8 protein-coding genes and 1 tRNA gene are annotated in these 12,426 nt (G+C 68.0%); 2 read left to right on the forward strand and 7 right to left on the reverse strand.

Annotation, left to right across the window (positions count from 1 at the left end; genetic code table 11):
• Positions 1-2 precede the first annotated feature (2 nt).
• The 6 genes from ABD210_RS03905 to ABD210_RS03930 form a co-directional block, all read right to left on the reverse strand.
• The gene (locus ABD210_RS03905; RefSeq protein WP_344108777.1) at positions 3-5,243 is read right to left on the reverse strand and encodes a peroxidase family protein; all 5,241 of its coding nucleotides are present in this window, start codon (positions 5,241-5,243) and stop codon (positions 3-5) included.
• A 523-nt stretch (positions 5,244-5,766) separates the two neighbouring features.
• On the reverse strand, positions 5,767-7,170 hold the full coding sequence (gene lysA / locus ABD210_RS03910) for a diaminopimelate decarboxylase (protein WP_344108779.1): 1,404 nt from the start codon (positions 7,168-7,170) through the stop codon (positions 5,767-5,769).
• Positions 7,167-8,825 (reverse strand): arginine--tRNA ligase, encoded by a 1,659-nt coding sequence (gene argS, locus ABD210_RS03915; RefSeq protein ID WP_344108781.1) that lies wholly within the window; start codon positions 8,823-8,825, stop codon positions 7,167-7,169. Before argS ends, lysA begins: the two co-directional genes overlap by 4 nt.
• Before the next feature lie 74 nt (positions 8,826-8,899).
• On the reverse strand, positions 8,900-9,337 hold the full coding sequence (locus ABD210_RS03920) for a YchJ family protein (RefSeq protein ID WP_344108783.1): 438 nt from the start codon (positions 9,335-9,337) through the stop codon (positions 8,900-8,902).
• Positions 9,338-9,360: 23 nt separating this feature from the next.
• Positions 9,361-9,876: a hypothetical protein gene (locus tag ABD210_RS03925; protein WP_344108785.1), complete on the reverse strand. Its 516-nt coding sequence runs from the start codon at positions 9,874-9,876 to the stop codon at positions 9,361-9,363.
• A 60-nt stretch (positions 9,877-9,936) separates the two neighbouring features.
• Entirely contained in the window at positions 9,937-10,122 is a 186-nt protein-coding gene (locus tag ABD210_RS03930; protein WP_344108787.1) for a PspC domain-containing protein, read from the reverse strand.
• 155 nt (positions 10,123-10,277) lie between these two features.
• Here ABD210_RS03930 and ABD210_RS03935 point away from each other — a divergent pair.
• Together ABD210_RS03935 and zwf are read left to right on the forward strand one after the other, a co-directional pair.
• Positions 10,278-10,349 (forward strand) — tRNA-Arg (locus ABD210_RS03935).
• Positions 10,350-10,529: 180 nt separating this feature from the next.
• Complete coding sequence (gene zwf, locus ABD210_RS03940; RefSeq protein ID WP_344108789.1) at positions 10,530-12,026, forward strand: glucose-6-phosphate dehydrogenase; 1,497 nt, start codon at positions 10,530-10,532, stop codon at positions 12,024-12,026.
• Positions 12,027-12,051: 25 nt separating this feature from the next.
• On the opposite strand, the gene ABD210_RS03945 is transcribed toward zwf, so the two are convergent.
• Positions 12,052-12,363, reverse strand: coding sequence for a TetR family transcriptional regulator C-terminal domain-containing protein (locus ABD210_RS03945; protein ID WP_344108791.1), 312 nt, complete (start codon positions 12,361-12,363; stop codon positions 12,052-12,054).
• Between the last annotated feature and the right edge of the window lie 63 nt (positions 12,364-12,426).

A 12,426-nucleotide genomic window follows, 5' to 3' on the forward strand; every position in this document is an offset into this window, starting at 1 on the left:
GCTTACCGCGGAACCACGTTGGCCGACTGAGCCGACTGAGCCGACGTCCCGACCGCGTTGGTAGCGACAACCCGGAACCGGTAGTTGCCCGGAGCCAGGGTGACCGTCAGCGACCTCGGCGTGGGAGCCACGGTCTGCGTGGTGAAGCTGACCTCGGTCGCGGTCGCCAGCGCTGAACTCATCCTCATGATCCTCACCCGGTAGGAGGTGATCGGCGATCCACCGGTGGCCGGCAACGACCAGTTCACGGTCGCCGTCAGCGCTCCACCGAGCGCACCCTGTGCCACCGAGGTGATGGCAGGCGCATTAGGCACGCTCAGCGCCGTGATCGGACCCACATTGACGCCTGGGCCGGTGCCCGTGGCGTTCAGTGCGAAGACCCGGAACCTGTACGAGGTGCCGCCGGTCAAGCCGGTGACCGTGGTTCCGGTCGCCGTGCCTGGGACACCGGTGATGGTCCTGATCAGCACGAGGCCAGTCAGACCGTCTCGTACCTGGACCGTGTAGCTGGTCTTCGGTCCTGCCGGCGGAGTCCAGGCCAGGCCGACAGAGCCGGACCCGTTCCTCGCCGCGGTGAGACCTGTCACCGGTCCCGGTACTGCCGGCGGCGCAGTCGGAGTGACTACGTTCGACAGTGCCGAGTCGGGACCAGTGCCTGCCGAGCTCACGGCCTTGACCGTGAACGTGTAGGACTGGCCGTTCGTCAGCCCGGTGACAACCCTGGGGCTGCCCGTGACACCGGTGATGGGAGCTCCCACCGCCGTGCCCGCCGCGTTGCGAACCGTGATCGTGAAGCTGCTCGTCGGCGGGATTGTTGCTGCCCCCGGCGTGAAGTTCACGGTCGCCTGGCCGTTGCCTGCCGTCGCGGTCACCGCAGTGGGTGCCGACGGAAGGCTGATACCGACGGTCTGGTCGGTGAAGCGCAACTGCTCCACGTTCCAGAGGGTGTCGATACCGTCTGCACCACCGTTGCTGTTCACGGTCACGCTGCCATTGGCGTTGTTCGTGATCGTGTAGGTGGCCAGCGCCGCGGAGAAGACCGCCACGTCGCAGTTGGTCGGGGCGGCCGCGGTGCAGTCGCCTGCTGCCGAGGTGGCCGCCGTGGTAGTGGCCGGGTTCATGTTGATCTCACGAACTGCGACCAGGTTGCCCGGGTCGACCGTGCCCGCGAACACCGCCGCCTGCAGCGTCGGGCCGGTGAGAGCGCCCGAAGCATCCCGCAGGTACTGGTGCTCCATCAGATCGGCCGATCCGATCTCGCTGGCCGGGTTCGCCGCGTCGGTCCGGACGCTGATCCGGACGCTGAGCGCGTGGTCGCCGTCGATGATGTCATCGGCGCCGCGGCCGGTGAACTCATCGCTGCCGGCACCGCCGAGCATGATGTCACCCTCGCCCCAGACAGTTCCCTGTCCGTTGATCTGGGGAGCCGCGTCGGTCGCGCCGCGGCCGGCCAGCGGGCAGTACTTGCCCGGTGACGCGTCCACGATCGGTGCGAGCTGGGACGGGAATGTCGTGACCAGACGGCCGAGGCCTGCGATGCGGGCCACACCGGTCGGGTCGAGAGCGTCGCAGCCGGAGAAGCCGGCTCCACCCAGGGTGGACGGTGCCACCGAGGTGCCCTTGATCTTGTCGTTGAACGCCGAGCCGGACACGGCCTCGGTCTCCTGCCACCGGTCACGGTTGATGACTACCTGGATCGGCAGTCCGGGCAGGTTGTTGTTGATCTCCATATCGTCGTCAGCACCGACAGTGTCGTACTGGTGGAATGCCCAGTCGAACCCACCCGCACCGGCGTTCCGGTCGACGGCCGCATTCTGGGCCATCAGGTCGTCGCCACCCTCTGCGTCGTAGTCGTTCTCGCCGACCTGACCGATGAAGATGTCGTTACCTGGTGCTGTCTGGGCCGGGTCGTCGAAGAACGGCGCTCCGTGGTCGCCCTGCAGCAGGTCCTGGCCGGATCCACCCTGGATCCAGTCGTCACCACCGTCGCCGAACACGGCGTCGGCACCTTGGCCCGCGATGACGAAGTCGTTCCCAGGCCCGGCGAACGTCTCGTTGTCGTTGGCACCACCGTTGATGAAGTCCTGCCCGTCGCCACCCATCGGGATGTCGTCGCCGATTCCAGCGTCGATAGCGTCGTTGCCTGGACCACCCTTGGGCACGTCCGCACCACCGAGGTCGGTGATGATGTCGTTGCCGTCGCCACCGAGCGCCACGTCGTCGCCGCCGTTGCCCTCGATGATGTCGTTACCGGCGTTGCCCCAGATCGTGTCGTTGTCGTTGCCGCCGAATACCCGGTCGACACCGGCCGTGCCGTTGTAAACCGACTGACCGTTGATGCCGCTCGGATCCACAGTGTTGGTCTGCCGGTACTGGATCGTCCCGTCAGGCTTGCGCAGCAGCAGCAGCGACTCGTCGCAGTCGGCAGACGCCGGGTCGTCGGCGACTGTGCTGCCGAACTGCGTGAATCCCGCCGGCGTCCCGTTCAGGTTGGCCAGCTCGAACTTGCAGTCGGCCGTTGCGAATGCGTCGGCCTTCAGCGTGCTGGTGCCTTCAGTGTTCCGCTCGATCAGCTCGGAGAACGAGTTGCCCTCGAGCTGGGTCCGCAGGTTCATGCCGGGGGTCCGGGCCAGGTAGTAGAACCGGTCTCCGTCCTGCAGCTTCTCGAGCTGGGTCTGGAACACGTAGTTGAACGTCGTGCCCAGCAGGCCGCCGAACAGGTTGGTGACCTCTGCCAGACCGCCGACCCACAGGTCGACGTCGTCGAGGCCGGTGTTCGTCACGCCGGCGGCGTTGCTCGCCCAGGCGCCGGTGCTGAACATGAAGTCAGCAGCGTCGCCCGGAGGAACGTCGCTAGCGTTCGGGTTCACGATCGCCCTGGCTGCATCCCTCTTGGCGGTAGCAGTGGCCGCACCCGTGATCGACGGGTGCTTGCCGTAAGCGGCGACGAAGTTGATCAGCGACTCCGGGTGCTTCAGGTGCTGGCCGAAGTCCGACCAGTCCGTGTAAGGAGTCAGCTGACCGTCGTTGGTCTCGTTGAAGATCTGCCGGCGCAGGTCGTTGAGCCGGGGAACACCCGCGTCGCGGGCCCGGGTCATGTTGAGCGTGGGCAGGTCCAGTGGCAGACCGAGCAGGTTGTTGCGCAGCGTCTCGACGACGAACTCGTCAAGCTCGTTGCCGGTCTGGTCGGAAGACCCCATCACGATGCTGCCTGCCGCTTGCTTCGGCGTCAGGACTCCAGCCGAGCCACCATTGAAGTACTCCGGTGGATTCAAGAAGGCCTTCAGCAGCGTCAATGAGTTGTCGCTCTTCGCGTTCGTGGTCGCGTCCACGTTGGTGCGGGCCACCGTGTCATCGAGCATCGAGTGCCCGAACCGGTAGACCGCGTGCGCGAACTCGGCCTCGACAGCCGGGTTGATGTCCGGGCTGTAGACGTGGAACGGCCGCACGGCAGGCTGCACCTTGCGGGCGAACTCCTCGAAGACGAGGTGCTGGTACTCCATCTCGGTCACGAACCGGGCGGCCTGGAACAGCCGTCCGCCGATTCCGAAGCTGACATCGGGGCCACCGGCACCCAACGGGTGCGGCGCGTTGTACGACGCGGTCAGGTCCGGGTTTGCTGCGATCGTGGCCTTGATGTCGTCGACCAGCCGGTCGTGCTCGGAGTGGAACACCTGGTGGATCGTGGACAGCGCGATGTTCTCGTTGCACCGGCCGTCACCACAGGTGAAGTGCGCGTCCAGCATCTCGTCGTCGTAGGTCCCCGCGGGCTGTGCCGCGAAGTTCGCCGACGGCGTGTTGTCCGCGTCCGCGATCGGCGCCTGCGGCGGGGTGCCCGGGTTGTTGTCATGGTCGACCGGCGACGGGTCGGCGTTGTGCGCGATGTCGGTCAGGAACGGCGTGTCGAAGTGCCGCGCGTTGGCCGGCACCGGGACAGGACCGGTGCAGCCGGCGTCAGCCGTGCGGCAGCCCTCGACCAGACCGGTTGCGGTCACGTACTGCGGAAGTCCGCGCGCCGGGCCGGGGATGAAGTTGCCGTACGGGTCCGAGGCGATCATCGGGATGTTGGTCACGTCCGTGTCGGCCAACTGCAGACCGAGAAGGTCGGCTGCCTGCTTCTTGGTGGATGCCCACGACGAGATACCGTCCCGGCCGTCCGGAGAGCCGGCGTAGGTCAGGCCGGCGCCCAGTCCGCCGAGCAGCTTGCCCGTCGAGACCGGCTTGCCCGCGGCATTGTTCGCATACTCGCGCAGGAAGACCTGGTGCGAGGCGTGCGAGGTGTAGGTCTGGGACTGGTCGACCCAGGGGCTGTCGGTGTTGTTGGCGTTCTGGATGTCGTCGGCGCTCTCGTCGACCGTCGTAGTCGCCGGGTCGTCGCCCAGTTTGCCGTCCGGACCGGGCTGGTTCTGCGCCCTGGTCAGCACCATGAAGCGCTGGCCCGGCGGCACCTCGTCACCGGTGCCGGCCTTGCCGTCCGGGCCGAGGGTGATCAGCGGGTCGTCCGCACGCAGCGGAACGAACACGGTGCCGCCGCTCTTGACCGTCTGGTCGACGCCGTGGTCGAAGAACTGCCCGAAGAACGTGAACATGCTGTTGTACGGCGGCGACAGGCCGACGTCAGTGGTCACGTTCGGGATGAACAGGGTTTGGTGCGACGGGATACAGCCGGCCGGTACGCCGATCACCTCAGGGGGGCCCGGGTCGGGGTCCGTGGTGCAGGGATGCACGCCGGGGTTCTGCTGGGTGCGGACCGGATTCCCTGCCGCCGCGATCGCAGCCGGGTTGGTGGAGGTCTGGTCCACGATCAGGTTGCTGATCACGCGCGGCTCGCTGTCGAAGACGAAACCCTTCTTCTGCGCATACGAGCTGGACCCGAAGCTCGGGCCGCCCGGACCGAAGAAGCCCGGCGGGCTCGCTTCAGCCTGCCGGAAGTTCGGGTTGGTCAACCGCGGGAACGGCACGTCGGCCGCCGCGAAGGTCTCGCGCCCCGGGAACAGGTTGTTACAGGAACCGTCCACCGTCCGCAGACCGTACGTCGTGAGCCGGTCCGGTACCTGGTTCGCGCCGGGACCCACCAGCGTCCCGCAGGGATTGGCCGGCGTCAGCGTGGCCGAGTGCTCCTCGGCGATCTTGATCTGCTTGAGAATGAAGGCGATGTCGGCCGCCGTCACCGTGAATCCATTTCCTACCGGCGCGGCCGCGCCCGCCGGCATCATGGCCAGGCTGGCCGATACCGCGATCATCGCGGTGATGGTGACGGCGCTTGTCGCCCCCCGCCGGAAGGCGCCGAGCCCCCAGCGCCTCTTTCTGAACTGAGATTGTGGTCGCATTGCGAGCCCCTCCCCGGGCACTACGGAAAGGCGGTGCGGCGAAATCGCCAGACCGCCGAAAACCCTCGATGCGTACCGCGGTACAGACAGTGGCAACCGCGAGACATCGACCTTTTGCGAAGACCGAGGCAGCACCCTCGGTCGTCCCCACCCCACCCGGGAAACCGCCTTCGGCGGCCCGGGCCCGCTCCTTCCCCCTTTTGTCCCCGCGCGGCACGACCTACTGCAGTCGCGCCGCTCTCAAAGCTCCGTCATGACAACTTCATGACAGGTCGTGGGCTCACTTTGTGTTCCCTTGCTCGGGGAAAGCAATGACGCGGCCGGGAAACTATCTGTTTTGGGGTACCGCCGGGGGGTCCGATGCCCCCATTTTGGGGGTGGACGAGAACACTCTCCGTGTCCAGCCGATCGGGAGGAGGTCAGCCGGCCGGCAACGTCATTCGGCGCCCATGTCCAAGCGCAGCAGGTCTTCCTCGGTCTCGCGGCGGACCACCACGCGCAACTGACCGTCGTTGACCGCGATCACAGGCGGTCGCGGAACATGGTTGTAGTTGCTGGCCATCGAGCGGCAGTACGCCCCCGTGCCCGGTACTGCGACCAGGTCGCCCGGGATCACGTCCGACGGCAGGAACTCGTCCTTCACCACGATGTCGCCGGACTCGCAGTGCTTGCCGACCACCCGGGCCAGGGCGGGCTCCGCAGCGGAGTACCGGCTGGCGAGCGTGCAGGAGTAGTCCGCGTCGTACAGGGCGGTGCGGATGTTGTCGCTCATCCCGCCGTCGACGGAGATGTAGGTGCGGGAGGCGCCGGCGTCGAGCTCGACCTCCTTGACGGTGCCGACCGTGTAGACCGTGCAGACGGCCGGTCCGACGATCGCGCGGCCGGGCTCGATCGACACCTTCGGCACGTCGACGCCGAACGCCCGGCACTCGTGCTCGACGATCTTGCCCATTTCGGTGGCCAGCTGGGCGGGGTCGGACGGGTCGTCCTGGGTCGTGTAGGCGATTCCGAAGCCGCCGCCGAGGTCGAGCTCCGGCATGTCCACGCCTAGCTCGTCGGAAACCCTTGCGTGCAAGGCGATCACGCGCTTCGCGGCGACCTCGAACCCCGACGAGTCGAAGATCTGGGAGCCGATGTGCGAGTGCAGCCCGAGCAGCTCGAGCTCGGGAGCTTCGTTGACCCGGGCAACGGCATCGTAGGCCGCGCCCGAGGTGATCGAGAAGCCGAACTTCTGGTCCTCGTGCGCTGTCGCGATGTATTCGTGGGTGTGTGCCTCGACGCCGGCCGTGACCCGGATCATCACCGGGGCCACGACGCCGCGCTCCTTGGCGAGCTCGATCAGCCGGGAGATCTCGTACTGCGAGTCCACGATGATGCGGCCCACTCCGGCGTCCAGCGCGCGGGCGAGCTCCTGCTCCGACTTGTTGTTGCCGTGGAACCCGAGCCGACGCGGATCGGCTCCGGCGCGCAGCGCGACGGCAAGCTCGCCACCTGAGCAGATGTCGAGGTTGAGCCCCTCCTCCATCACCCAGCGGACGATCGTCGTGCAGAGGAACGCCTTGCCCGCGTAGTAGACGTCGAAGCCTTTGAACCCCTCCTTGAACGCGCGGGCGCGCGCGCGGAAGTCCGCCTCGTCCAGCACGTACGCCGGGCTGCCGTGCTGCTCGACCAGCTCGCGGACGTCGACGCCGCCGACCTCGAGCGCGCCGTCAGCGTTCTTCTTCGAGTTCGTCGACCACAGCGGGGTGACCAGGTCGTTGACGTCCCGCGGCGCCCGCAGCCAGGGCGGTGCCCGGTGTCCGATGTCGGCGTGCAGCGTCCCCGCCTCGTGCGCCCTCACATCCGCTCCGGAGCGGTGACGCCGAGCAGGTCCAGCCCGTTGGCCAGCACGGTCCTGGTGGCGCCGACCAAGGTCAGCCGGGCCTTGTGCACAGACTCGACCTCCTCGTCGCCGCGCGGCAGCACCCGGCAGCTGTCGTAGAACTTGTGGAACGCGGAGGCCGTGTCCTCCAGGTACCGCGCGATCCGGTGCGGCTCGCGCAACTCGGCCGCAGTGGCGACCACCCGGGGGAACTCGGCCAGGGCGCGGAGCAGGTCGCCCTCACGCTCGTGACTGAGCAGTCCGGGGTCGAACTCGTCCAGCTTGATGCCGAGGTCGTCCGCGTTGCGCAGGATCGAGGCCAGCCGGGCGTGCGCGTACTGCACGTAGTACACCGGGTTCTCGCTGACCTGCCGGGTCATCTCCTCGATGTCCAGCGTCAGCGGGGAGTCCACCGGGTAGCGGCACAGCGTGTACCGCAGCGGGTCGACGCCGCCCTCCTCGACCAGCTCGGCCAGCGTGACGATGGTGCCGGCCCGCTTGGACAGCTTCATCTCCTCGCCGCCCTTGAGGATCTTGACCAGCTGGCCGATCAGGATCTCGATGTTGTGCTCGGGATCGTCGCCGGCGCAGGCCGCGATCGCCTTCAGACGGTTCACGTACCCGTGGTGGTCGGCGCCGAGCAGGTAGATGGCCACCTCGAAGCCGCGCTCGCGCTTGTTCACGTAGTACGCCGCGTCGGACGCGAAGTAGGTGGGCTCGCCGTTGGACCGGATCAGCACCCGGTCCTTGTCATCGGTGAAGTCGGTGGTCCGCATCCAGAGCGCGCCGTCGGCCTCGTAGAGGTGACCCTGCGCCCGGAGCTTCTCGACCGCATGGCCGACGCCGTCCTGCTCGTGCAGGCTCCGCTCGGACGTCCACACGTCGAACTTGGTCCGGAAGTGCTCGAGCTGCTCCTGCTGCTCCTTGAGCTGCCGCTCGTACCCGGCCTCGCGGAACGCCACCAGCTGCTCATCCTCGGGCAACTCGGTGATGCCGGGGACCTCCTGCACGATCCGCTGGGCGAGCTCGTTGATGTACTCGCCGTGGTAGCCGTCCTCCGGCACCGGCCGACCGTGCGCGGACGCCTGCAGGGAGGCGCCGAACTTGTCCATCTGGGCGCCCCGGTCGTTCACGTAGAACTCCCGGGTCACCACCGCACCGGCCTTCGCGAGCACCCGGGCGAGCGCGTCGCCGACGGCCGCCCAACGGGTGTGCCCGAGGTGCAGCGGGCCGGTCGGGTTGGCCGAGATGAACTCGAGGTTGATCGCCTGGCCCTTCAGCGCGTCGCTGCTCCCGTACGCCGCTCCCGCCTCGACGATCGCTCCGGCGATCTTGCCCTGGGCGTCGGCGGCGACCCGGAGGTTGATGAAGCCCGGGCCGGCGATCTCCACCGCGCTGATGGCCGGGTCGTCCTGGAGCCTGGCCGCGAGCAGCTCCGCGAACTGCCGCGGCGGCATGCCGGAGCGCTTGCCGAGCTGCATGGCGACGTTGGTGGCGTAGTCCCCGTGCTCGGGGTTCTTGGGTCGCTCGACCTTCAGCTCGCCCGGCAGTCCGCCGTCGACAGTGATGGTGCCGTCGTCGACGAGCGCGGTCAGGGCCTGCAGGATCTTCTCAGCGAGCTGTTCCGGAGTCACCGGCCCAGCCTAATGGCCCTGCCCCCGAACCCTTGACTCAGCATCCACTGCCCGGTACACGCCATCCCGCCGCCTCACTGGATTGCGTCGACGTATACCCAGAGCCCGTCCTCGCGGACGAAGCGGCTGTTCTCGTGCTGCTCCCCGTCCGCACCGCCGACCCGGTAGTGCGCGGTGAACTCCACCGTGCCTTCGGTGTGGAAGGCCGATCCGCCAGTTGAGCCCAGCACGTCGAGGCCGGTCCAGCGCATTCCGCGGTCCAGGGTGAGCTCCGCGGGCCGCGTTCCGGCGGACCAGGTCCGCAGTAGGTAGGCGGTGTCCTGGGCGACAAAGGCGGCGTACCGCGACCGCATCAGCCGCTCCGCAGTAGGCGCGGCGGAGCGCCCCGCGTGGAAGGCACCGCAGCACTCGGCGTAAGGCGCTCCCAGGCCGCATGGGCAGGGAGCGGAGGCAGCGGCGCCGGGAGAGTTTCCGGTGGTCCGCGAGGACCGGGCGGAGGAGCGTCGGGGCATCCCTCGATTGTGCCGGACGCCGGTCAGCGTTCGGCGGCGACCTGGATCGTGCTCTCGCGGATGAGTTTGGTGTCCCAGGCTGCTGGTTGGCCGTTCACCCGGACGGTCAGGCCGGAGCACGCGTCGCCCAGGCACTTGCCGTCGTACCGGACGCCCCAGAGTTCGAAGAACTGCTTCAGGGTCGGGCGTTCGGCCTTCGTCCTCGCCTCGACGTACACGAGCCCGTCCGTGGCGTGAGTGTGGATGGCGGCCTGCTCGGCGCGGACCCGGTCCACGCCGATGCCCGCCGGGATCTGCACCGCCGTGCCGGTGACTGTCACCGACAACTTCACCTGGTACGGCGACTGTCCGCGGAAGTCGAGGGGCAACCGTTCGAATCCCGCCTTGTCCATGTACGACACGGCGTCGCGCGGCGCGTCCCACGGCGGCGGCCCGGACCGGATCTCCACGGGTCCGGGCGGCGCGGGGCCCACCTGGCAGCCGCTCACTGCGGGCAGCAGGCTCAGCGCGGCGACGAACGCCAGCACCCGGACTCTCATGCGGAGCAGGCTTTCATGCCGACTCCCGCCGCCGTCGAACCGGGCCCGATGGCTGCCGGGTCAGTCTTCGGAGGGCATCAGGACCCAGAGCGCGATGTAGATCAGGATCTGCGGACCCGGCAGGGCGCAGCTGATCACGAAGATGAGGCGCATCACGTTCGGCGAGATGCCGAACCGGCGAGCCAGGCCGGCGCAGACACCGCCGATCCAGCGACCGCGGCTCGGACGGACCAAGGTGGTAGCCATGGTTCAGGATTCCTTTCGGCAGTTGGGCATACGACCACTATGACGCCCAGACCGACCGGGTCGATGCCGCCCCGCGGACGTTCCAGGGACCGTTCAGGGTCTCCCCCAATTCGGGCCCTGGCCGGATTCCCTGGTACTGTTTCGCTCGTTCCTGAGCCCCCGTAGCTCAGGGGATAGAGCACCGCCCTCCGGAGGCGGGTGCGCAGGTTCGAATCCTGCCGGGGGCGCCTGTCAGACCATCTTCCCCGCCTCTCGATCAAGTCGATCGGGAGGCGATTCGCATTACCCGGCGTCCTACCGGGAAATTGTTCTAGCCTGCCAGCAGGGCGGACCCGGGTGACCGTGCCTAGACTTCTGGGTGCAGGCCCCGGCACGGGTCCGGTGGCGGCGTGTTGGGAGGGACGAGAATGCCTGACGGTACTCAGACCATCGCCTATCCGTCGCCCGGTTCGCGGCCGTCGCGCCGGGATCCCGAGCCGCTCGCGCCGCACGTCATCGTCCTGTTCGGCGCCACCGGCGACCTGGCCAAGCGGAAGCTGCTGCCGGGACTGGCCTATCTGCAGCAGTCACGGTTCGCCCCCGACGTACGGATCATCGGTACGGCGACCGAGCCGCTCACGACCGAGGAGTTCCGGGCCCGGGCACGGCAGGCGATCGACACCTTCGGCACGCACAAGATGACCGATGAGGAGTGGGCGCAGTTCTCCGAGCGGCTCGAGTATGTCGCCCGCGACGCGGGGCCGGAGGCACTGGCCGCCGCGGTCAAGAACGCCGAGGCCCTGCTCGGTCCCGACGCGCGGCGGCTGCACTATCTGTCGGTGCCACCCAAGGCCGCGCAATCGGTGATCGCCATGTTGCGGGACGCCGACCTGGTCGATCGCGCCCGGGTGGTGATGGAGAAGCCGTTCGGGGACGACCTGGCCAGTGCGGTGGCCCTGAACGACTTCGTGCACGAGACCTTCGAGGAGGCGCAGATCTTCCGGATCGACCACTTCCTGGGCAAGGAGGCGGCGCAGAACATCCTCGCGTTCCGGTTCGCGAACGGGTTGTTCGAGCCGATCTGGAACCGCAACTTCATCGACCACATCCAGATCGACATCCCCGAGTCGCTCGGCCTGGACCAGCGCGCCACCTTCTACGAACCGACCGGCGCGTTCAAGGACATGGTCGTCACGCACGTCCTGCAGGTGCTCGCGTTCGTCGCGATGGAACCGCCCACCGCTTTGGAACCGCGCGCGATCTCGGAGGAGAAGAACAAGGTCTTCCGCTCGATGCTGCCGATCCACCCGACCGACGTTGTCAGGGGCCAGTACGGCGGGTATCGCGGCGAGGAGGGCGTCGCGCCGGACTCGGACACCGAGACGTTCATCGCGCTGAAGGTCGGGATCGACAACTGGCGCTGGGCGGGCGTGCCGTTCTACCTGCGCACCGGCAAGCGGATGGCCGAGGGCATGCGGATCATCTCGATCGCCTTCAAGGAGGCGCCGAAGACGATGTTCCCGGCCGGCTCGGGCGTCGGTTCGCAGGGGCCTGATCACCTGACCTTCGACCTCGCCGACTCGTCGCGGGTGTCGCTGTCGTTCTACGGCAAGCGGCCGGGGCCGGGGATGCGGCTGGAGAAGCTGTCCATGCAGTTCTCCACGCAGGAGACGGAGGCAGCCGGCGACGTGCTCGAGGCCTACGAACGCCTCATCCTGGACGCGATGCGCGGCGATCACACGCTCTTCACGACTGCCGAGGGCATCGAGTCTCTTTGGGAGAGGTCCGCGCCGCTGCTGGAGGACCCGCCACCGGTGAAGCCGTACGCCCAGGGCACCTGGGGACCCAACGCCATCCACCAGTTGATCGCTCCCCGGGCCTGGCGTCTGCCCTTCGAGCGGGAGTGGCGCGAAGGCAAACGCTGAGCCGCGCTGCTGAGGAGTGCGGGAGCTACAAACGGCGGAGATTGTCGATGGCCTCGCTGAGCGCGACCTCCAGGTAGGAGATGCGGTCAGTCGACTGCAGGAGGCCGACGCCACCGGTCAGGGCGGTCAGGATGGAGGTGGCCGCCTTGGCAGTGTCAACGCCTGCGCCGATCTCCCCCGAGTCCTTCAGCGCCTGGACACCCTTCGCCAGGTATTCGTGCCACCGGTCGACCAGTTCCAGCACGATCTTGCGGGTCGCCGGATCCGCAGTACCGAGTTGGTCCGTCAGGGCTGACAAGGGGCACCGTTGCCGCTGGGCGTCGTAGATCTTGATCACCCGGCGACGCCACGCCTGCCACTTGCGCCAGGTGGTCAGGTCGTGGTCCGCCGAGTTCGGGCC

Origin of the sequence: Kribbella alba, assembly GCF_039529635.1 — a bacterium.
In the GTDB taxonomy this organism is placed as follows: domain Bacteria; phylum Actinomycetota; class Actinomycetes; order Propionibacteriales; family Kribbellaceae; genus Kribbella; species Kribbella alba.

Coding starts and splice junctions, on each gene's coding strand:
- ABD210_RS03905 (WP_344108777.1), bottom strand. CDS start 5,243: ATGATCGCGGTATCGGCCAGCCTGGCCATGATGCCGGCGGGCGCGGCC.
- ABD210_RS03920 (WP_344108783.1), bottom strand. CDS start 9,337: ATGCCCCGACGCTCCTCCGCCCGGTCCTCGCGGACCACCGGAAACTCT.
- ABD210_RS03925 (WP_344108785.1), bottom strand. CDS start 9,876: ATGAGAGTCCGGGTGCTGGCGTTCGTCGCCGCGCTGAGCCTGCTGCCC.
- ABD210_RS03930 (WP_344108787.1), bottom strand. CDS start 10,122: ATGGCTACCACCTTGGTCCGTCCGAGCCGCGGTCGCTGGATCGGCGGT.
- zwf (WP_344108789.1), top strand. CDS start 10,530: ATGCCTGACGGTACTCAGACCATCGCCTATCCGTCGCCCGGTTCGCGG.